At 70.2% G+C, this 19,916-nt stretch carries 24 protein-coding genes; 3 read left to right on the forward strand and 21 right to left on the reverse strand.

Annotation, left to right across the window (positions count from 1 at the left end):
• Nucleotide 1 precedes the first annotated feature (1 nt).
• The 9 genes from BJZ21_RS20345 to BJZ21_RS20385 all read right to left on the reverse strand — a co-directional run bounded on the left by BJZ21_RS20345 (nt 2) and on the right by BJZ21_RS20385 (nt 3,673).
• Complete coding sequence (locus BJZ21_RS20345; RefSeq protein WP_179661894.1) at nt 2-250, reverse strand: hypothetical protein; 249 nt, start codon at nt 248-250, stop codon at nt 2-4.
• An 85-nt stretch (nt 251-335) separates the two neighbouring features.
• A complete protein-coding gene (locus tag BJZ21_RS20350) occupies nt 336-524 on the reverse strand; it encodes a hypothetical protein (RefSeq protein WP_179661895.1) in 189 nt (62 codons plus the stop codon).
• A gap of 138 nt (nt 525-662) precedes the next feature.
• Nucleotides 663-1,505: a DUF2303 family protein gene (locus BJZ21_RS20355; protein WP_179661896.1), complete on the reverse strand. Its 843-nt coding sequence runs from the start codon at nt 1,503-1,505 to the stop codon at nt 663-665.
• Nucleotides 1,502-1,891 carry a hypothetical protein gene (locus BJZ21_RS20360; protein ID WP_179661897.1) on the reverse strand — a complete coding sequence of 130 codons (390 nt, stop codon included), beginning with the start codon at nt 1,889-1,891 and terminating at the stop codon, nt 1,502-1,504. The genes BJZ21_RS20355 and BJZ21_RS20360 overlap by 4 nt, the downstream gene beginning before the upstream one ends.
• Nucleotides 1,888-2,250: a hypothetical protein gene (locus BJZ21_RS20365; protein ID WP_179661898.1), complete on the reverse strand. Its 363-nt coding sequence runs from the start codon at nt 2,248-2,250 to the stop codon at nt 1,888-1,890. The genes BJZ21_RS20360 and BJZ21_RS20365 overlap by 4 nt, the downstream gene beginning before the upstream one ends.
• Nucleotides 2,247-2,729, reverse strand: coding sequence for a hypothetical protein (locus tag BJZ21_RS20370; RefSeq protein ID WP_179661899.1), 483 nt, complete (start codon nt 2,727-2,729; stop codon nt 2,247-2,249). Before BJZ21_RS20370 ends, BJZ21_RS20365 begins: the two co-directional genes overlap by 4 nt.
• Nucleotides 2,730-2,928: 199 nt before the next feature.
• Nucleotides 2,929-3,246 carry a hypothetical protein gene (locus BJZ21_RS20375; protein ID WP_179661900.1) on the reverse strand — a complete coding sequence of 106 codons (318 nt, stop codon included), beginning with the start codon at nt 3,244-3,246 and terminating at the stop codon, nt 2,929-2,931.
• Nucleotides 3,243-3,467, reverse strand: coding sequence for a hypothetical protein (locus BJZ21_RS20380; protein ID WP_179661901.1), 225 nt, complete (start codon nt 3,465-3,467; stop codon nt 3,243-3,245). Before BJZ21_RS20380 ends, BJZ21_RS20375 begins: the two co-directional genes overlap by 4 nt.
• Nucleotides 3,464-3,673 carry a helix-turn-helix domain-containing protein gene (locus BJZ21_RS20385; protein WP_179661902.1) on the reverse strand — a complete coding sequence of 70 codons (210 nt, stop codon included), beginning with the start codon at nt 3,671-3,673 and terminating at the stop codon, nt 3,464-3,466. Before BJZ21_RS20385 ends, BJZ21_RS20380 begins: the two co-directional genes overlap by 4 nt.
• 112 nt (nt 3,674-3,785) lie before the next feature.
• On the opposite strand from BJZ21_RS20385, the gene BJZ21_RS20390 reads away from it, so the two are divergent.
• Both BJZ21_RS20390 and BJZ21_RS20395 read left to right on the forward strand, forming a co-directional pair.
• Nucleotides 3,786-4,226, forward strand: coding sequence for a helix-turn-helix domain-containing protein (locus tag BJZ21_RS20390; protein WP_179661903.1), 441 nt, complete (start codon nt 3,786-3,788; stop codon nt 4,224-4,226).
• A gap of 38 nt (nt 4,227-4,264) precedes the next feature.
• Nucleotides 4,265-4,678 carry a hypothetical protein gene (locus tag BJZ21_RS20395; protein ID WP_179661904.1) on the forward strand — a complete coding sequence of 138 codons (414 nt, stop codon included), beginning with the start codon at nt 4,265-4,267 and terminating at the stop codon, nt 4,676-4,678.
• A gap of 197 nt (nt 4,679-4,875) precedes the next feature.
• Here BJZ21_RS20395 and BJZ21_RS20400 read toward each other — a convergent pair whose 3' ends face one another.
• The 9 genes from BJZ21_RS20400 to BJZ21_RS20435 all read right to left on the reverse strand — a co-directional run bounded on the left by BJZ21_RS20400 (nt 4,876) and on the right by BJZ21_RS20435 (nt 10,256).
• Entirely contained in the window at nt 4,876-5,649 is a 774-nt protein-coding gene (locus BJZ21_RS20400; RefSeq protein WP_179661905.1) for a DUF3800 domain-containing protein, read from the reverse strand.
• Nucleotides 5,650-5,714: 65 nt separating this feature from the next.
• The gene (locus BJZ21_RS20405) at nt 5,715-7,121 is read right to left on the reverse strand and encodes a tyrosine-type recombinase/integrase (RefSeq protein WP_179661906.1); all 1,407 of its coding nucleotides are present in this window, start codon (nt 7,119-7,121) and stop codon (nt 5,715-5,717) included.
• Between the two features lie 382 nt (nt 7,122-7,503).
• Nucleotides 7,504-7,746, reverse strand: a complete 243-nt coding sequence (locus BJZ21_RS20410) for a DUF3263 domain-containing protein (protein WP_179665379.1) — start codon at nt 7,744-7,746, stop codon at nt 7,504-7,506.
• Nucleotides 7,747-7,759: 13 nt separating this feature from the next.
• Nucleotides 7,760-8,002 (reverse strand): hypothetical protein, encoded by a 243-nt coding sequence (locus BJZ21_RS20415; RefSeq protein ID WP_179665380.1) that lies wholly within the window; start codon nt 8,000-8,002, stop codon nt 7,760-7,762.
• A gap of 104 nt (nt 8,003-8,106) precedes the next feature.
• Nucleotides 8,107-8,229 carry a hypothetical protein gene (locus BJZ21_RS21610; protein WP_281380853.1) on the reverse strand — a complete coding sequence of 41 codons (123 nt, stop codon included), beginning with the start codon at nt 8,227-8,229 and terminating at the stop codon, nt 8,107-8,109.
• 2 nt (nt 8,230-8,231) lie between these two features.
• The gene (locus BJZ21_RS20420; RefSeq protein ID WP_179665381.1) at nt 8,232-8,432 is read right to left on the reverse strand and encodes a hypothetical protein; all 201 of its coding nucleotides are present in this window, start codon (nt 8,430-8,432) and stop codon (nt 8,232-8,234) included.
• The gene (locus BJZ21_RS20425; protein WP_179665382.1) at nt 8,432-9,145 is read right to left on the reverse strand and encodes a hypothetical protein; all 714 of its coding nucleotides are present in this window, start codon (nt 9,143-9,145) and stop codon (nt 8,432-8,434) included. The genes BJZ21_RS20420 and BJZ21_RS20425 overlap by 1 nt, the downstream gene beginning before the upstream one ends.
• Nucleotides 9,142-9,807, reverse strand: coding sequence for a hypothetical protein (locus tag BJZ21_RS20430; protein WP_179665383.1), 666 nt, complete (start codon nt 9,805-9,807; stop codon nt 9,142-9,144). The genes BJZ21_RS20425 and BJZ21_RS20430 overlap by 4 nt, the downstream gene beginning before the upstream one ends.
• A gap of 68 nt (nt 9,808-9,875) precedes the next feature.
• The gene (locus tag BJZ21_RS20435) at nt 9,876-10,256 is read right to left on the reverse strand and encodes a hypothetical protein (protein ID WP_179665384.1); all 381 of its coding nucleotides are present in this window, start codon (nt 10,254-10,256) and stop codon (nt 9,876-9,878) included.
• Between the two features lie 163 nt (nt 10,257-10,419).
• On the opposite strand from BJZ21_RS20435, the gene BJZ21_RS20440 reads away from it, so the two are divergent.
• The gene (locus BJZ21_RS20440; RefSeq protein ID WP_179665385.1) at nt 10,420-10,611 is read left to right on the forward strand and encodes a hypothetical protein; all 192 of its coding nucleotides are present in this window, start codon (nt 10,420-10,422) and stop codon (nt 10,609-10,611) included.
• Here BJZ21_RS20440 and BJZ21_RS20445 read toward each other — a convergent pair.
• From BJZ21_RS20445 to BJZ21_RS20455, 3 genes are read right to left on the reverse strand one after another with little or no spacing between them, the layout of a single operon-like run.
• On the reverse strand, nt 10,608-12,785 hold the full coding sequence (locus tag BJZ21_RS20445; RefSeq protein ID WP_179665386.1) for an alpha/beta hydrolase family protein: 2,178 nt from the start codon (nt 12,783-12,785) through the stop codon (nt 10,608-10,610). The two genes, BJZ21_RS20440 and BJZ21_RS20445, sit on opposite strands and share 4 nt — an antisense overlap.
• Nucleotides 12,786-12,827: 42 nt before the next feature.
• Nucleotides 12,828-16,115 carry a tail fiber domain-containing protein gene (locus BJZ21_RS20450; protein WP_179665387.1) on the reverse strand — a complete coding sequence of 1,096 codons (3,288 nt, stop codon included), beginning with the start codon at nt 16,113-16,115 and terminating at the stop codon, nt 12,828-12,830.
• Entirely contained in the window at nt 16,112-19,909 is a 3,798-nt protein-coding gene (locus tag BJZ21_RS20455) for a phage tail tape measure protein (RefSeq protein ID WP_179665388.1), read from the reverse strand. The genes BJZ21_RS20450 and BJZ21_RS20455 overlap by 4 nt, the downstream gene beginning before the upstream one ends.
• Nucleotides 19,910-19,916 lie beyond the last annotated feature (7 nt).

Here is a 19,916-nt window from a genome sequence, read left to right on the forward strand (position 1 = left end):
CTCACGCGACACCACCGGGTGTGGCTGGGGCGCGGAAGGTTAGTGGGCACTGGTCCTTCAGCCCCGCGTACATCACCTCGAGCGCCGCGCCCCGGCCATGCCCGGCGCGGAGCTCGCGGAGGGCGAGCCTGATCGTGCTGGCCCTGACCGTTTCGGCGTCGACCACGGTCGAGGAGAACCGGCCGGCCTCGACCTGGCACTGCAGCGGGGCGGTCGCCGCGACCGTGGTCGCCCCGGTCGCGGCACTCATGCCGACCCCAGGGCAGCGGCGGCCAGGAGGAGCGCCGCGACGGCGGCGATCGGGAGGAGGTGCCACAGGGCGATCAGGAAGTCGGTCACGACCGCACCTCCAGGGGTCCGCGCGCGGTGAGCTCGGCCCACGTGCAGCAGTCGATCTGGCCGCGGCTCGCGAACCAGCAGCCGCGGCCGCTCATGGCCCACTCGACGCCGTGCGCGTCGATCACGCGCGCGGCCATGTCGGTCGGCTCCTCGGGGTGCTCGGCTCCTAGGCCAGTGGTGTTCATCGGTTCCTCGCATTCGGGAGGCTGGGAAACGCGAAGGCCGGCCACCGCTGGGGGATGCGGTGACCGGCCTTCGCCGGGGGTGGCGGTGCTCCGGCTAGGTAGCCGGCACCGCGCTCTATGGGGTGGAGCTGATGGTCCTCAGCGGGAGCCGAGGAAGACCGGGGAGTTGATGAGCTCGAGCTCGGTGATGCCGGTCTCGACCTTCTGGACGACGGACAGGAACGCCTCGCGGAGGACGTCCTCGGGCCGGTCGAGCTTGTAGCCGATCCGCAGCGCACCGTCGGCGAGCCGGTACCGGAGCCGCGCGGTGACCTTGAAAGCGTCGGCGCCCTCGAACGGGCGGAGGCCGAGGACGAACGTCTCGGGGATCTCCATCCGGCCGGCCTTGCCTGCCTTCGCGTCGACGGTCTCGCGGTACTCGAACTGCCGCTGCCCGTCGGAGAGCCGCTTGGACGACTCGACGTTGACGCCGATCGTGGCCTTGAAGGTCTGCGCGATCTCCAGCATGTCGGCCCCGGAGGGAGTGACGACGTCGGTGGCGCGCTCCTCGATCAGCTCGGCGAACACCTGCTGGTCGGGGAGGTGTCCGTCGTACTTGGCCCAGGTCTTCCACGCCTCGGTGAGCAGCACGCCGTAGATGACGCGGTGCTCCTCGTGGCGAGGGCCGTCGACCGTGGTGTTCGCGTCGAGGACGCCGGTGATCTTCGCGGCGACCGCGTCGGCCCACACCTCGGTGTCGGCGTCGGCGTGCTTGGCGAGGTAGGCGACGAAGCTCTCGGCGTCGTGCACCCGGTACTCGCCGGTCTTCCGACGCGGCTTGTGGGCGTACTCCGCCTTCTCGCGTTCGGCCTCCAGGTCGATGAGCCTGACCGTGCCGTCCGGGGAGACGACGGTGAAGAACCTGCCAACGAGCTCGGCGGGCTGGGTGGCGCGGGTGGCCGCGTCGATGACGGCCTGGGCGTTGCTGTTGTCGGTGGTCACGCCTGGATCTCCTTGAGCTCGTCGGTCTGGGTGTCGACGACCTGCCCGTCCCCGACCTCGCGGAGCGACTCGAACGCGAGCTGGTTCGGGTCGTTGCGGGTGAGGTTGCCGGTCTTGTCGGTGTAGAAGAGGCTCGCCTTGCGGTCGTGCTCGGGGAGCTTCAGCTTGATCTGGTCGTCGATGACGAGGACGTCCTTGTCGCCCTTCATCGGGCCGACCGAGATCGTGTACTGCACGGACCCCTTCTTGCCGGTGTCGCGCACGCGCTGCACCAGGTCGAAGAGGGCCTCGGAGAGCTCGTCGTGCGACTTGCCCCCGGCCTGCTCGCGAAGCCAGTCCGCGAAGGGGCGGACGACCTGGTCGTCGTCCGCGCTGGTGTCGGTCATTCGTTTCCTTCCGTGTCTGCCCACCCGCGCCAGCGGCGGAGCGGGACCTTCTTGTTGCCGTTGCCCCGCGAGTGCTCGGCGTTGATGGGGTCGAGGCGGCTGGTCTTGTCGAGGAACCCGTCCGGGCCGCAGGCGGGCGCCCACTTCGCCGAGAAGCTCTGCGGGTTGATCTCCCCGAACCGGGCGTGGAGCAGCGCGGAGACCCGGGACGGGTGGACCCAGCCGTCGTGCGCCTCGGCGTCTGTGCGGCACGCGGCGCGGAAGTCGTCCATGCGCACGTGCCCGAGCGGGGTGACCGTGTCGGCGAGCAGCATCAGCAGGTCCGGTTCGTCGAGCGGGCCGATGCCGACGGCGGTCACTTCCGGCCGCCCGGGATCTCGCGCATGAGCCGCTCGATCCCGCGGTCGTAGTCCTCGTCCCCGTCCTCCCACGGCAAGCGCCGCGCCGGGCGCCGAACAGAAGCGGCCGGCCCCGATGGGACCGGCCGCTCGCTGGCTCGTGACTCTTCACTGCTGGCGCGTTCTCGCTCGCGGACCGCGGCCTGCCGCTGGGCCTGCTGGAGGGCGAAGTCGCGGCGCTCGGGCTTCGGCTTCCCCTTGCCCTTCCGCTTCCCGGGCACCCTCTGCCCCAGGAGGCGGGCGACGTCGCGGCGGGCGGCCTGCACGCTGAAGTGGGTCGGGGTCTCCGGCAGCTTGTACTGACCGGAGGCCTTCGGGTGCGACCAGATCGTGTGCCCGGAGGAGTCGACCGACTCGTACACCCAGCCGTTGGTCCGCAGCCACTTAGCGAATGCCCGGATCTCGGCGCGCGCGTGGCGCGGCTGACCCGCGCCGCTCACCAGGTCTCCTCGGATCGCATCTCGCGCCGCGCCTGCATCCGTTCGCGACGGCGCGTCAGGCGCTTCACCTTCGCCCGGTTCCGGGAACGTCGGTAGCTCGTCATGACGCGGTACCACCGGGTGTGCACGTCCTGCTCGTCGGTGGTCTCGATCCGGCGCCGACCCATGCTCGCTGGGCGCGGGCTGCTGCCTCGATGGCTCACGACGTCACCGCCCATCCGCCGCCCTCACCGACGCGCCAGCGGCGTCGCGACCTGGGCCGCTGGGAGGGCGCCTGGCGCATCAGCCAGTCGATGAACGTCAAGTCCGACCGGCCGGTGTCGTTGCCGATCCGCATGGCGTCGGCGACGTCGCGCTCGTAGGCGACGTACAGCGCGTGTGCCTGGGCACCCGTGACGCCGAGCTCTGCACGGAGGATGCGGAACGCGTCTCGCTTCGATGTGGGGGCGGTTCTCCCACCTGCCTGATAGCCCGGCAGCGGCTCCGCAACGTGGGCAGTACCCGGTGGTGCGATCATGCGGCAGACCTCCGTCGCCGGCGCCGCGATACGGGCGCCTTCTCCTTGGGCTTCATCGCTTCCCAGAGCGCACGCTTGTCGGCCTCGGTGAACCGCCAGCCGGCGCGGCCGCCGAGCTGGGCGCCGATGCCGTGTTCGCGGGCTACGTCGGCCACCTTCTGGCGTCCGCAGCGGAACTCCTCGGCGACCTCGTAGACAGTGAAGACCTTCGCGTCGGTCATGCCGCGCTCGCGAGCCGATCGCCGATCGCGACCGCGACGAGCTGGACCCAGCCGGCGGTCGGGGTGACCCGGTTGTTCTCGGCGCGTGAGAGGTAGGAGGGGCTAACGCCGGCCGCCTCGGCAACCTGCTCGAGCGTCATGTCGGCGGCGAGCCGAAGGGCGCGCAAAGCGGGGCCGACCCCTCCGGTGCTGATGCTTTCCGTCATGGGAAGAAACCTAATCTTTTCTTCCCATCGGGGCAAGGGTGGTCATGCCTAACCTGGGCGATTCTTTCCCAGATACTTCACAAATGGGAAAGAATCAGGCACGCTTGACACTATGGATGCACATGAGAGGCGGGCCTGGGGCCCGCTCATCCGTGAGGCGCGCAAGGCGCAGAAGATCGATCAGGAAGAGCTCGCGCAGATGGCGGGCACGACCCGCCGAACGATCGGATCGATCGAGCGCGGAGACACGACGGCGCAGACCGACGTGCTCAAGCGGATCCTCACGGCGCTCGGGCTGACCCAGTCGCTCGAGCTCGACCCAGACGTCCGCAACTTCGTCGCCATGCTGGGGCCCCTGCTCCAGCGGCTGGCGACAGACGAGCGCGCCCGGCTAATGCCGGCGATTGTGGAGTTGGTGGCCGACGCGCTGCAGGGTGATGCCAGCGCCGAGCCGACCCCGATTCGCGCCCGGCGCCCGATGTTCTCCTTCGACGAAGCCGACCAGGCCGCCCGCGACGAAGACCGCGAGAAACCCCGCATGGGGGACGAGTGACCGCAGCTCTGTCGGAGCTGGCACCTATGGTCCCGCCCGTGCCACTTCCCCACCCCTGGCGCCAGCTCCGAGAGCTTGCGCACGTCACGCTCCAGTGGCATGAGGGCGGCAAGATGGGCCAGGTCGACCACGGCACCCAGACCGTGAGCCTTCGACTTGGCCTCACCTGGGAGGAGCGCCGATGCACGCTTCTGCACGAGCTTCTCCACCTGGACAACGGCCCCCAGCCGTTCGGGTTGAAGGCGAAGGAGGAAGAGACCGTCCGGCGCCAGACGGCGCGCGAGATGCTCCCGGACATCTGGCAGGTCGGTGAGGCCCTGGCCTGGGCGCACACACCAATGGAGGCCGCCGAGGAGCTCGGCGTGGACCTATACGTCCTGCGCAAGCGGCTGCGGCACCTGCACCCCAGCGAGCTGCACTACCTCGAGCGCCGGCTGGCGCAGGCGGAGTGAGTGCCCCGTGACCGGCGGGATTTCTGAGAAGCCGCGGCGCGCTGAACACGCCGAGGATGTGTACGCCCGAACAGGACCGCGCTAGATTCGGGATATAGCGGCTGTTGGAGAGGTCGCGGGGATGCGCTTGGTCTGCTGCCAGACCCTTCCGGTTCGACCGGATGCAGCGCCCCCGGGCCCCTCGAGCAGTCGCTTCCTCATCTCCACGCCGCCTGGCGCCACCACGGGATGGCGGCCAGGGTCGCCGGCCTTCCGAGCCACTTGAAGCCGTAGTTCACGCGCCGTCCGTTGACCGCGCGGATCTGGTGCGCCGTGCGTAGGAAGTGGTGCTCCTCGAAGCCGCCGAACTCGTCCGGTCGGAAGGCCAGCGCGAGCATGCCGGCGTACTGGTCTGCGGCTTGGAGCCCGAGGTAGTTCGCCTGGCCGTCGAAGTGCAGGCTGTGCATCAGGTGCCACGGCACCCAGTGCGGGTTGTTGCTACGACGGCGGTGGTCGATGTAGTCCGCCGTGGTGTCGTGTTTGAAGCCGCGAACGTGGCCGAAGCGGACGAGCGCATCGCGGGTTCCTCCGGGCCAGTCCCGGGCGGCAAGCAGTACCCGCTCCATCACCATGCCGGCAGCGAAGTTGTAGAAGAGGGCGTGATCGTTCCTCATTCCGGCCTGCTGCGGGATCCCGGCCTTCTCGACGGCGACGTGCACCACCATCGCAGGCGTCAGCGCGCCGAGGAGGGACGCGACGCGCTGTCGGCGCGGGAAGGTCTTCACGTGCTCGTTCCAGTGGAGCGCCTTGCCTGCGGGGATGCCGAAGTCCTGGCGTAGATCGCGGACGGCCTGCATCAGGTGGGCCTCGTCCTCGTCCGCCACCAGCACGGCAGAGAAGGCGAAGAACGGGGAGGCCTTCGGGCCAACTCCCCGATCGCCGGTCTCGTCGATGTAGACGCGGAGCAGCCGGCGTCCAGTGGTAGCGGTCACGGCCAGAACCTTACGGTCGGGCTCCCCCGGCAGCGCGCAGGCCGGCGTGGCCTGTGGAGAACCGATCAGGCAGCGTCGATGGCCGCTGGCCCGAGCTGCAGACCACGGTGCTCGGCCTCGTCGGCAAGCGCGGCCGCGAGCTGGCGCAGCGCGTCATCGGGTAGTGACTGGACCCGCGGGAGCCATGAACCGGTCGAGGTCCGGCCGGCGAACGCCTGGGACGCAGCGTCCGCGGCGAGCAGCTGGGCGTCGGGGAGCAGGTGCGAGTAGGTGTCGACGGTCGTCTGGATCGACTCGTGGCCAAGGCGGGCCTGGACGACGTGGATCGGCGTGCCGGCGGCGAGCAGCCAGGACGCGTGGGTGTGGCGGAGGTCGTGGATCCGTGGGGCCTGGGCGAGCGTGCCCGTGCACCCGCACGGCGCCGGCGGGGTCTTGTGGAGCTTGCACCGCTGCGGCTCGCCGGTCCCGCACCGGCAGGCCGCCGGGGTGTGGGTCGGGCAGTGCTGGGCGCGCCAGAGCGCGGGGCGCCAGTTCTTCGACCAGAAGGTGCGGTGGACGATCATCCCGCCGCGGGGCGCGGTGAAGACGAGGTCGCGGCCGGCCTTGCCGTCGAGCAGCGGCCGGAGGTCCTCGACGACCTCGGCCGGTAGTACGACGGTGCGGCGGCCCTTCTTCGTCTTGGGCGGCCCGATGACGCGCTGGCCGTCGCTGGACCACTTGAGTGCGCGGCGGATCTTCACGGTGCGTGCGCCGAGGTCGACGTCGCCGCGGCGGAGGACGACGGCCTCGCCCCAGCGGCAGCCGGTCCCGACCAGGAAGCGGAGGAAGGGGCGGTAGTGCGGGTGGAAGGTGTCGTAGAGCGCGTCCCACTCCGCGTGGGTCATGCAGACCATCTCGGCGTCGTCTTCGTCGTCCTCGGAGTCGACGGCGACGCGCCGGCCCTCCGGCAGGCGGACGCCCTTGGCCGGGTTGCGGTTGAGGTGGCCGAGCTCGATGCAGCGGGTGACGACGGCCGAGAGCAGGCCGCGCTGGTTCTCGAGGCTCTTCGTCGAGTAGGCCTCGCCGGTCGCGCCCTTGCCGGCGGCGAGGTCGTTCACGGCCTGGCGGACGACGTCGGCGGTGAGCTGGTCGGCGCGCGTAGTGCCGATCAGGTGGCCCCAGCTCCGGGACCAGAGGCGCTCGTAGCCGAGGCGGGTTCCTTCCTCGATGCCGGTGAGCAGCCGGATGTGGTCGGCGGCGATCTCGTCCAGCGTCGGGATGCCCTTCTCCTGCTCGCCCTCGTAGAGCTTGTCGAGCGCGCCTTGCGGGCCGAGCGCGTCGAGCCACTTCGAGAAGGTCTCTGCGTCGCTCTTCTTCGTGAACGACTCGGAGGTCTGCAGCGGCTTCCCGGTCTTCGGGCTGGTGCCGTGCCGGAACCGGACCCGGTAGGTGGTCGTTCCGTCGCTGTTGGTGAGGGTCTCGACCTTGCGCATCGGTGTCTCCTGTCGTCGTGGCCGGACGCTAGTCGCGGGCACCGACAGGGGGCGGTGTGTACGGGAGTGCATTTAGGCGAAATGCACTTCGGCCCCCGGTCTGCGTTTCCGCAGGCCAGGGGCCGAAGTGCTTCGTGTGCGCGAGGGGGGAGTTGAACCCCCTTCGGGCTTGGCCCTTGACCAGCGAAAACGGCCTCTGACCTGCGCGTTCTCGTTTGTCTCTGCTGATTGTAGACCCTTGCTTTGTGTCTCTGTGTGTATCTCGTGCACACGCCCCGGTGGTGTTTGTGCGTCTCCGGTCCGCCCGCGCGACCGGCACTACACGGCGGAGTGGTCGTTCCATCCGGACAACGGGGCTGGACATGGTCATCAAGGCGGCCGACTAGGCGGGTCGCGCCGCCCGCTGCCGACGCCTCCCGTCGCGCACCCGCTGCAGCCGCCGCACGAGCACCGCGTCGTGGGCGAGCGCGGCCGGCCGGTCCAGCAGCGCGTTCAGCTCCTGGTAGTAGCGCGTGGGCGAGACACCGAAGACGTCGAGGATCCGGGCGTTCTTCGCGCCGGCGTACTTCCACCAGGCGCGCTCGAAGTCGAGGATCGCGTGTTCACGGTCGGTCAGGTCAGCCATGCCGACGAGCCTGTCACTGCTCGCCGACACCACGGCCGTGGGAGCGGTCGACGGTGTCCGCGCGCACGTCCGCCGCGGTGAAGGTGGCGATGAACGAGGACCGCTCCCCCGGCGGCCGGTACTGCACGTCAGCGGTCCAGGTGTCGTCGTCGTGCTGGGTCCAGGCGCGCAGCTCGCCTGGGCACCAGGCGTCGTCGACGAGCACCTCGACGTCGGGCCGGTCGATCGGGGCGTAGACGATGCGCTGCTTGGCCATCGGGCCAGCCTGCCACCGGCATGCCGAAAGCCCCCGCCACCCTGCGCGAGGGTGACGGGGGCGGTTCAGGCCGCGGCCTTCAGTGGGCCGGGTGAAGGCTTCGGTCAGCGGTCGGGGTGGAGCGCGGCCCTGCCCATGATCAGACGCACGACGATCTCGCTGGCCGGCGGCGTGCACCAAGCGCCGATGCCCATGCCGAGCACGAGGATCGCGAGCCGCTCGAACACGGTCAGCTCCGGGGCCGCTTCGGCACGTTGCTGCCCGCGAGTGCGGAGACCAGGGCCCCGATGAGCGCGCCGATGAAGGTGGCCCAGTCGCCGTCCGCGGCCTGCCAGGCGGCCCAGATGAGGGTCGCGAGGAAGGCGGCGGCGTAGATGGCCAGCCGTACTCGGGCGGGCAGGGACTGGAGCAGGTTGGTCAGGGGGTTCATCAGTTCTCCTCGGGGGTGATGTCGGCCGATAGGCCGAGGTGGTCGGCGTGGGTACGGAACGCGCGGACGTGCCTCGCCTTGCAGCGGAGGACGAAGAGCCGGTCGTAGCGGCGGCGGCCGTAGGTTGCCGGCGTCTTCACCTCGCGCAGTCCGTGGACGCGGAAGACGATCCGGCCGATGGTGTTCATGTCGCCGGTCAGCGCCAGCGCGGCCCCGGGGTGCTGGGCGAGGATGCGGCGCAGCTCCTTGGCGACGGCGTGGAACCCGCGGGCCCGGCGCCGGCGCCGCCACTTCGCGGTGGTGTCGGCCTTCGCCACCGCGTGGTGGGTGGCCGCGATGAGGAGGCCATCCGTGTGGAGGTCCTCGAGCAGCGCCCACGCCAGCTCGCGGCTGGGCCCGACGCGGCGGCGGTCGGTCCGTCGCAGCCCGGCGCCGACGTGGCCTCCGCGCATCACCACGTGCCGCCCGACCGCCTTCTCGCGGAACCTCTCCACGAGCCAGGAGATGGCGTTCTCACCAGCGATGTGGCAGGAGAAGCCCTCGGCCGAGCGGAGGACCTCGTGGGAGGTCTTCTCCTTGGCCTCGTTGAACGTCACGACGTCGCCGCGCGCGAGAGCATCAGTGATCGTCTCGGCGTTCAGGCGGGCCGGGTCCGGGGACTCGATGTTGGTGTGCGCGAGCCGGAAGGTCCCGCGCCGGCCGGGGCGGGTCATTTTCCCGGGCCGCCCACGGCGCCGGTGACCTGAGCGATCTTCTTGAGCACCGAGCGGACGGTCTCGCCGACGAAGTCGGGCGAGCCCTTCGGGTCGTGCAGGTTCATGTCGGCGTCGAGCAGGTCCTGGACCATGGCCTGCTTGTCCTCCGGCTTCCAGTCACGGTATGCGGGCATGTCGTCCTCCAGCTGGGGTGGTGGGGTGGTGACGAGCGGGCGGGGTCGCCACTCGTAGTCGGGGGCGTTGTTCGCCAGGCCGTTGCAGCCGGCGAGGTAGGAGCGCCACGAGGCCGCGGCGCCGGCCGAGAGCGGCTGGTCGGTGCCGAGGGTGATGTGGCAGTGGGGGTCCATGCCGCCGTGCTGCGGGGTCTTGTCGCGCCGCCATGCGCCGCCGCCGTGTTCGCGGATGGTGCGGACGAGCTTGTCGACCTGGGAGCCGGTGAGGTCCCAGATGCGGACGTCCATGCAGCCGCCCTGGTCGTGGTAGCCGGCCGAGGCCGCGGCGCCGCCGCCGTTGCGGGTCATGAAGGCGCCCTGGACGATCGTGGGCTCGAAGCCGAGGTCGGCGACGACGGCTTGCCACCAGTCGTGCATGTAGGCGGTGAGGTAGATGCCCCGGCCGCTGGTGTCGGTGCCGTAGCGGTGGACGGTGAAGTCGGGCACGGGGGCCTCCTGGGGGGCGCGACAGTGGACCCGCGACCAGGCGGCCGAGGGCTAGACGAAGACGGATGTCAGGGGTCGAGCGTCGTCAGTGCGGACTCGACCTCGATCGGGGCGGGCGGCACGTCGCCGCCCAGGCGGATCACCTCGTCGCGCAGCAAGATCGCCCAGCGGATCAGCGAGGTCAGCATCGACGCCTGCCGCCGGTTCTGCTCCTGCAGCGAGGCGTTCGTGCGGCGCTCCTCGATCAGCGCCTGCTCGAGGTCGGTGACGCGAGCTTCGAGCTTCTCGATGCGCTTCCCCTGCTCCTCGGACCACGCCTGCCATTGGGCGGAGACCGACGCCTCGGTCTCGACCTCGTCCCGACGGTGGCCGAACGCCCGGTTGAGCAGCAGCAGCACGAGCGGGCTGACGATGGTCGCGATCAGCGCCACCCAGATTGCTTCACTCACACACTCGATCCCTTCGGCTGGTCGTCGGGTTCACGGCGGCCTCCTCGTGGCAGTCGGTCTGGAGTTGTCAGGAGCTCGTCAGGGCCCGGTCAGGCCCGCTGGGTGCCGTGCATACCGAGCAGTAGGCCGCACTGTCGGGCGCCGGTGTCATAGGGTGTGCGGCATGGCCGACCAGACCGATATCGCTCTACTGGCGCTCGCGACGAGCATGGGCGTCGACCTCCCGGTCGGCCTCGGCATCGTGGAGGCTGTCCGTTCGGAGGCGACCGCCTTGCCCCTGCCCGACTTGGCGCGGCGGGTGCAGGAAATGGTCTCGGATGAGTTGTACCCACTGGGAGGACTGCCGCGTCGTTAGGCGCCGACGCAGCGGTTGAAGAAGGCCACGTAGTCGCTCGGCTGGAAGTGGCTGGCGTCGCCGTGGTTGCCGGTGCAGGCGACCACGGTGGCCTCGGGCGCGTAGCCGGCGACCAAGGTGGCGAGGGTGTCGCTGTTGTCGGCCTTGCTGACCGTGGTGTCGCTCGGGCTGGCGTAGAACCGCATCGGCACGCCCCGGAACGCGGCAGCGGCCGCGGCGGCGGGGTCGTGTCCAGCAGTCTTGGTGGCGTAGTCGGAGCCGTCTGCGGCGATGCCGTAGGCGGTGCGGATCTGACCGGCGTAGGTGCCCGCGTTGTTGGCGAACATCGAGGCGAGGTTGCACACCGGATAGGTGCCGAGCCACCCGGCGATGCCGGGGATGGCTCGCTGCATCAGGGCGTTCAGGGTGGCGATCCCGCCCATGCTGGTGCCCCACAGCAGGATCGGCCCGATGGCGTAGTGGTCGCGGACGTACTTGTACGCCGAGAGCATCTTCGCCTGGCCGGCGTCGTTGCCCCAGTTGTTGCCGCCGCCGTTGACCGAGAGGACGGCGTACCCGGCGGCCAGCAGGGCCTCGTACACCGAGGGTGAGGCGGAGTCGGTGAAGATGTCCAGCTCGTTCTGGTCGGCGCCGTGGTGGTGGATCACGAGCGGAACCGGCTTGCGGCTGTCGTAGGTCGCCGGGAGCGTGAGGTGGATGGGGTGACTGGCGTCGGCGGCGTCGTAGCGCCACTCGGCGGACGGGGCGGCCCCCTCGACCGCGCGGTTGCTGCTCGTCACCGACTCGGCCCGGATGACCGTGGCGCCGACCCCGATGCCCGAAGTGCCCCGGTTGTCGCCCTGGTAGATGGCGAACCGGGCGGGCGCAGTCCCGGTGCGCGCGTTGAACATGAGGGCCGTCTTGTTGCCGTCGAGTTCGCTGAGGGCCACCGACGTGCCGTTCTCGTCGACGGAGACGACAACCGCATAGGTCCCCGCTGCGAGCGTGGTCAAGGCGTTGCTGGTCGGGTTGGCGAGAGCCACAGCACCCGATGACTTCCGCCACTCCTTGACGCTGTTGTCGGCGTTGTTGATCTGGATTCCGTAGAGGACGCTGGTGGCGGGCGAGCCGGTGGCACTGGTGACGACGCCGATCACGACAGACCCGGCGCCGCCGGCTGCGGGGACCGTGAGCGTGGTCTTGAGGCGGGCTCGACCCGAGGTCAGCGAGAGGCCGTCGTAGGTCATGGTGGCAGCAGTTCCCGACAGGTAGTAGAGCTTCCCGGCAGAGACCTGCACGGTGCTGGTGGTGGCCCAGTTCGCCAGCGATGCCCATGTCTCGTTGAGGCTGGCGGCGTCCTCGTACCGCTGCCGGGACAGCGCCAGTGACTTCATGGAGTCGGCGCGGCCCAGCACTTCCAGGCGGCGCAGGGACAGGGTGTCGGGGGCCTTGGCGTGGTCGGCTGTCTGCGTGGCAATCGTGGCAGTAAGGGCGGCCCCCAGGGGGTGGGCGGGATCCTTCGCCTTGGCCGCGGTGGTGGTGCTCGTGTCCGAGGCCGGGTCGTCCATGTAGGTGGCCACGCCGGCGTCCGAGCCGCCCGGGCCGACCGGCAGCTCGCCGGCGTTGACGGTGGTGCCGTCGCTGAGCGTGGTGACCAGGTCGGCGCCCTGGATGGCGACGGCCGTGACGCTGGTGCCCTGCTCACCCCGCGTGATCGGCGTGGCCTCGCCCGGCTTGATCGGCGCGACGATCGTCAGGTCGTTGACCCCGGCTCCGCTGGTGCCATCGCCGGCCGCGGTGAGACGGCAGGTGAACTCCGGGAAGTCGACCAGCGTCGTGCCCGCGTACACCTCGGAGAACGTCACCCGGTGGGTGGCGGCGCCGGCCGGGACCTGGGGGTTGACCTTGGTGCTGGTCAGGTCGACGACGTACACGAACGGGTTCGTGGCCCCGCCGGCCGGCGCGGTGTACGTGAGGTAGCCGTCGGCGTCGATGGCGCACTCGATGACCGCGTTCCCGCCGGTCCACGGCACCGGGGAGCCGGCGGCGACCTTCACGAAGGTGTTCAGCGGGGTGATCAGCACGCGGCCGGCGGTGCACCACACGGTGTCCGGGTTGTCGTCCGGGTCGCCGCCGGTGTCGCCCACGGTGAGCCCGAAGCGGCCGATCACCTTGGCGTAGTCGAGGTCCGGCAACGTGGGCTCCTTCGATCAGGGGTGGTCGAGACGGGAAGGCGGTCAGGAAGCCGGCTGCTCGAGGGCGGTGACTCGCTGGGCGAGGGCCTCGAGCTGGGTGCGCAGGTCGTCGACCTCGGCCTGGAGGGCGTCGGCGCGGCGCTCGTGGTAGCGCAGGATGACCTGCTGAAGGGCTGGGACGCGGTCGTAGGAGATCCCGCCGGCGACGTGGTCCTGGTCGCGCAGCAGCCAGGGCTCCATCTCCGCGCCCATGGCCTCGACGTAGTCGACGATGAACCCGGCGTAGGTGCGCTTGGCCGGGTCGTCAGCCTCGCCCTTCATCGTGAACGTGTAGCCCTGCAGCTCCAGGTACTTGCGGGCCAGGTCGTCATCGTCGGGCAGCGCGGTGACGTTGTCCTTCACCTCGAGTGTCGAACTAGAAGCGGGGACGAGACGGCCGAGGTTGTTGAAGTTGGCCGCCCGGCCGTTGCCGCCTCCGTTTTCGGAGTCGTCGAACAGGCCCTGGGTGGAGTGCATCTGGCCGTAGTTGAGGGTGTTGCCGTTACCTCCACGTGGGAGGAGTTCGATATCGCCGTTGGTGGACAGGTCACCGTTCAGCCAGATCGATGAGGCCGCACCAGTCGAGCTCTGCGGAGAGAACAGCCGTGTCTGCAGCCATCCGCCCGTGACCAGCGAGTACAGGCCGCCTGGCGACACCTCGCTGGCGTCTCCGGTGTATAGCTTGATGTCCCCAGAGGTCGAGACTGTGACGCGCTGTCCGGAGGCCGCGGTCTGAAGGGTCGAGCCGGTGATGGTCTTGCCGTTGATGGCGTTGGCGTCGAGCTTGTCGGCCGTGATGCTGTTGCCGACGATCTTGTCGCCGCTGATCGAGTTGCCCGCGATCTTGTCGCCCGTGATCGACAGACCCACGATCTTGCTGCCCGTGATGGTGTTGCCGACGATCTTGTCGCCCGTGATCGAGTTCGCGGCCAGCTTCGGCGTGGTGATCGCCCCGTCGCTGATGCTCGTCGAGGTGATCGGGAACTTCCCCTGCAGCCCCGAGATGTCCGTCTTGGCCTGCGACAGGTCGGACTGCACCTGCGGCAGCGTGACGTTGTTGAGCTGGTCGAGGTTGCCCTGGACGCCGTCGAGGGTGCCGTCGATGTCGTCCTTGACCCCGCCCACGCCCGGCGGCGGGGCCGGCACCGCGTTGGCCGAGGCGACCGCGCCGTCCACGGTGAAGCCGAGCGTGACCAGCCACTTCCCCGGCGTGATCGTGTGGGTGATCGTGGTGATCCGCGAGTCGTCAGCCAGGCCGGCCCGGTCGTTCGAGACCGCGACCAGGTCGTAGAGGTCCAGCTTCGCCTTCGCCAGGTCGTCGGTGCCCCGGATCGGCAGCACCATCGAGTTCACCCGCAGCGCCGGGGTGGCGTTGACGTCGAGGATCTGCTGGGCGTAGGCCTGGATCCCCGCCGCGTCGGCCGGGTCGAAGCCCTGCACCGTGTACTCCGCGGCGTGCTCGCCGTACTGCTGGTAGGACGCCTGGTCGACGTAGGGCCCGAACACGAGCTCCTCGGTCGAGCCGCTGGTAGCGATCACCCGTAGCACCCGGACGGTGACGGAGTTGATGACCTTGTCCAGGTCGAAGGCGATGTCGAGGTCGGTGTTGTACGACGTCTCGTCCAGCGTCGCTGCCACCGTCGAGTCGATCTGGTCGCGGTCCCATGCCTGCAGCACGCCGTTGCGGTCCACCCACGCGAAGCCGAGCACCGTGTCGCGGGTGACGGCCACCTGGTCGAGCACCGAGGCGTTCCCGTTGTAGGCCACCACCGTCGCGGCCGCCACCTGGTCGCCGGACCCGTTGCACGACCACGGCACGCCCGCGCCCTCGAGCAGGTACGGCAGCTCGGCGATCGTCGCGACGCCCTCGAGGCGCGGCGTGCCCGCCAGGGTGTTGATCGGGTCGACGGCGGTCAGGTTGACCTCGGCCCGCTTCTGCTCGTTGGCCTGGAGCAGGTGGTAGGTCACCGCCCCGGTGAGCACCTTCCCCGCGAAGAGCACGTCCCCGTCGACGGTGACCAGGCGGATGCGCCGGCCCTGCCGGATCAGGTCGTTCTGGGTGGGGTCGAGGATCGCGTCGAACAGCTGCACGCTCATCGAGCCGACGTTGAGGTCCTCGCGGTCCACGGTGATGTTCGCCGACGGGCCGAGGATGTTCTGGTACGGCACCGGCACCAGCGTGCCGACGTCGCCGGTCGCGGAGGTCGCGATCGAGGCGGAGGCGTATGGGGTGCCCGCCCACGCGTAGGTCTCCCCGGCGGTCGGGGTGCTGGCGCCGTCGAAGAACGACGTGAAGCCGAACCCGCGGAACGGCTCCACCTGGACCTGGTTGACGTAGTGCACCTCTCCCGGCGCGAGGTTGCCGTACTCCACCCGCAGCCGCACGTGGGTGGCGTTGGTGGGTGCGGTCGCCAGCGCGGTGATCTGCGCCGTCCAGTCGTCCGGCGTCTCCGTCACGGTCCGCAGCGCCACCGTGGCGATCTCGTCGCCGTTGGCCTTCAGCCAGCGCGCCGAGAGGGTGACGTCGCGCCTGTGCCCGCCCGGACGGCTGCGCGCCGCGAGGAGGTAGTCCCGGCCACCCGTGACCGGCATCAGCTCCGAGGCGAGCCGCGCGGGGCCGGTCGTGTCGCCGGTCTTGGTGATCGTCAGCGAGGCCTCGCCGTCGAGCTGGTGGTACGACGAGGTGCCCACCGAGGCGCCGCCGTGGGCGCTCCAGCCCCCGACACCCTGCGCCCCGGTGGGGGTCGGCATCAGGTTGGTGCGCTGCCACACCAGGCCGTCGGAGGCGGCGGCCTCTGTCACCGTCACGTCGAGAACGGCCATCCACGTCGAGGCGATCGGCTGCCCGCCGTCGGCGGCGTAGTGGTCGAAGCGCAGCCGGCAGTACGCCGCGCCAGCCGGCACCGCGGTGGACCCGATCTGCCGGTACGTCAGCGACCCCTGCAGCTGCGCGGTCGGCGCCGTCGAGCCAGTGAGCGTCTTGGAGACGTCGAGCCACTCGATCTGCGCGGTGTACTTGCCGTCGACCGAGGGCGCCTGCCACGACGCGGCGACGTAGCCGCCTGCGGCGACCGGCATCGGCTCGGTGTAGAAGTAGCTGTCCGCCCCGCCCGGGGAGGTGTACGTCAGGCCCATGCCCGACACCGAGCGCAGCAGTGAACCGGCGACCGGGGTGACCCACCCCCACGCGCCGAGCTCGCCCGAGGGGTTGGGCACCAGGTTGAGCAGCTCGCCCGGGTCGGGGTCGCGCTCGACCTCGAGGCGCAGCAGCTGGTCGACGCGCACGCTCACTTCGACCACCGAACCTTGGTCCGGCCGCCGGCCTTGAAGTAGTCGTCGAGGTAGTGGGCGATCTCCCGGCCGACCTCCGGGCCCCGTGCGCCCACGGGCACCTTCACCTCGAGGTGGATGTGGGTGTCACCCTGCTTCGCTGCCGGAGCGTGGCCGATCGTGGAGTACCGGTTGCCGGCGTGCGTCTGGGCGGGGCTGATCTTCTGCACCGAGATGTGCAGTTCACGGCGAACCTGGTTGACCAGGCGCCCGGCCAGGCGGTCGGCGATCTGGTCGAGCTTGTGCCGGCGCTTCTCCAGCCCCTTCACGACGCCCTCAGCGCCCCGCAGCCCGGCGCCGTAGAACTGGGTGCGCATGTCGCTGCCGAGCTTCCCGCCGGCCTTGCTGATCTTCGAGGTCAGCTGGTTGATCTGCTTGACCGCGCTGGACCCGCCTGAGGCGATCGCCTGGGCCGTGGCCAGCGCACCCTCGAGGTCGCCGGACGCCGCCGTGTTCAGGATCTGCCGCAGGCTCGTCTTGTTCAGCTTGCCCTTGAGCTTCTCGATCACAGCCGAGAACTGCTGGGCGACACTGGCCCGGGCCGCGAGCTGCGAGAGCAGGGCGGGCAGCGTGACCGCGGTGCCCCCGCCGACCGTCCCGAGGCCCACAACGCTGCCGTAGTCCCGGTAGCCCGTGCGGATCGACTTGGCGAAGTCGTCGGCGGCGTGCTTGAGCTGCTTGTACTTCTCGACGGCCTTGTCGAGCAGCTTGCTGTTGTGGTCCTGGGCCCGCCCGTTGGCCAGCAGGGCCGCCTTCTCGTCCTTCAGGCTGCGCAGCAGCGCCTTGCGGCGGCCGGCCTGCTTCTTCCCGTCGAGCCGGGACGTGATCAGGTGGTCGATCTTGTCCAGGGCCGACTTCACGCCCGAGAGGCCCTTGTCGACGCCCTTGAGCACCTCGTGCACCAGCCGCTGACCGGCGTTCTTGGCCTTGCCCTTGCGCCGCGCGAGCCCGTCGGCCAGACCGTCGCCGAGGTACTGACCGACCTCGCGCATCTTCCGCGAGGGCGAGCGGATGGCGCCGGCCTTCTTCGCCGCGCCGATCGCGCCAGCCACCGCCGCGGCGGCCTGGGCGGCCAGCTGGGCAGCCGTGCCGGAGAACCCGGCGATGACGCCGGCCTTCATCGCCCCACCGATCTGGGTACCGCCGCTGTGGGCGACGCCCGCGGCGCGCGCGGCCGAAGACTGCAGGCTGCCAGAGAACCCGCTCAGGTCCGCGCGGGCGTTCTTGGGGCCGCTCTCGAGGTTCTTCCGCACCCCCTGGCTACCGGACGACGCCTGGTGCAACCCCTTCGTGATGCCGGCGTTCAGGCTGTTGAGGAAGGGCCCCATGTCGAGCTTGCTGGCCGCAGAGCGCCGGGCATTGTCGGCCGCCCGGGTGACGCGCTGGACGGCCTTCACCGTGGTGTCGGCGCCCGAGGCCTGGATGAGGGTCCGGACCTTCTTCTTGCTGAGCAGGTTGTACTGCTGGGCGATCTTCGCGACACCCCGCGTGGTGGGGATGATGCCCACGGCCTCGATCTTGGCGCGCACGTTCTTCGGGATCGCCTTGAGCTTGCCCGTGTAGTCGGCGGTCGCCGCGGCCGTGGCGCGCACCTCGCGGGCCTGACCCCGCAGCACGCCGGGCATCTGCTTGAGCTCGGCAATGTTGGTCTGCAGCGCCTTCTTCTGCTTCTCCAGAGCCGTCTCGGCCTCGGTGGCCGACTTGGTGAGCCCGCCGGCGGGGTCGAAGTTGTTCGGGTTCGTCGCGATCGCGCGCTGCTGTGCGTCCAGGTCGGCGATCTTGCGCTTGTAGTCGCCGACCACGGCGCCGAGCTGCCCCATCGCGCTCTTCTGCCCGAGTGCGGCGTTCACGACCTGCCGCGACGAGATCCCGTACTTCGCCGCGGTGGTGATCAGGCCGGACTGCTGGAGCTTCTGCAGCACCGCGGCCCGGGTCGCCCCCGTGTAGGCCCCGGTGACCTGGTCGAGGGTGTCCTTCAGCGACTGCAGGCCGCTCTTGGCCTGCTCGATCGGCTTGATGGCCGCGATCTTCGCGTAGCTCTCACGGGCCTTGTCCCCGGCGCTGCGGCTGTTCCGAGCGATGGAGACGAACAGGCCGGCCAGGCCGCCGAGGCCAGCCCCGACGACACCGCCCACGGCGAACCCGGTCGCGGCGCCCCCCAGCGTCGTCTCCAGCGCCCCCACGGCCTTGTTGCTGGCGTGGGCCCCCTGGATGAGAGCCACCATGCCACCGACGCCGGCCGCGGTGCGCGCGGCAGCCCCCAGGCGGCCCATGAGGGCCGTGGTGTTCTGCGCCCGGGTCTCGGCGTAGGTCATCTCGGCCCGCCACTGCTGGATCCGCGCGATGTTCAGGGTCACGGCACCGGTGGCCGAGGTGAACGCGCCGGTGAGCCTGGGCAAGATCAGCGCCGCGATGGCGGCCTGGACCCCGATGGTCTTGATCGGCTGCGGCAGCGCGTCGACCGCCGTCGCTGCGGACATGGCGAGGTCCGCCAGCGTCTTCACGGCTGGCAGGAGGTCCTCGGCCAGCGGCACCGCGGTGTCCTTCAGCGCAGTTGCGGCCGAACCGGCGATCGAGGCCAGAATCTTCAGCGCCGGCACCAGCTTCGACGTCGCGGCCTCGCCAGCTGCGATCATGTTGTCCTGGTTCTTCGCCAGCCAGTCCGCAGCCTCCGAGAGCGGCTTGTTCAGCTTCGGCGAGAACTGCCGGTACAGCGACTGGATGGCCGAGACCCCGGTCGCCTTGAGGCTCTGCAGGGTGCCGAGGAAGCCCTTGGACTGGGCGTTCGCGAGCTTCTGCGCGGCCCCGGCCTTCTTGACGCCCTGGGTGTAGTCGTCGAGGGTCTTGACGCCGTCCTTCAGGATCACCGACGCAGCGGTCGAGGCGTTGACGCCGAACAGGTTCTTCAGCGCGTAGGCCTTGTCCTGCCCCTTGAGCTTGTCGATGCCCTGGGCGAGGTCGCCGATGATCGCGCGGAACGGTCGCATCTTGCCGGTGGCGTCGAAGATGTGGACGCCCATCTGCTGCAGCGTGATGTTCGCGGCTGTGGTGGGCGCCTGCAGCCGGATGAACATCTGCCGCAGGCCGGTGCCCGCCTGGGACCCCTTGATGCCCTGGTTGGCGAGCTCGGCGAGCAGGGCGTTGAGCTGGTCCATGCCCACGCCGGCCCGGGCAGCCAGCGGGGCGGCGTACTTGAACGACTCGGCCAGGTCGGAGACGTCGGCCGAGGAGATGTTCGCTGCGTTCGCGAGGCTGTTGGCGATGTGCCCGGCCTGGCTGGCCTTCAGCGAGAACGTGTTCAGGGTGTTCGAGACGAACGTCGAGGCGTCGGCCACCGAGAGCTCGCCGGCCTTGGCGAGGATCATCGTCGCGTTGATGGCCTTCAGCGACTTGTTCAGGGTCAGGCCGGACTTCGCGAGCTCGACGACCCCGGACGCAGCGTCACCGGTCGTCTGGCCCATCTTCGCGTAGAGCTGGGCGTTGTTCTCGAGGGTGCTTGCCGCGCGCTTCATCTCGGCACTACTCGAGCCGGTGAGCGCCTGGATCTTGTTCAGCGTGGTGACGTAGGCCCCGCCGGTCTTCGTGACCGCCGCGCCAGCCTTGACCAGGGCCCCGATCGCGAAGACGCCGGCGAGAGCCTTGCTGGCCCGGCTGACGCCCTTGCCCATGGTGCCGTAGGCGCGCGCGGTGAGCGCGGCTTCGGCGCGGGCCTGCCGGCCGTTGGCCAAGATCGCGATGCGGATGGGCCCGGCCATGTCAGCT

It is taken from the genome of Nocardioides panaciterrulae (genome assembly GCF_013409645.1).
Lineage (GTDB): Bacteria > Actinomycetota > Actinomycetes > Propionibacteriales > Nocardioidaceae > Nocardioides > Nocardioides panaciterrulae.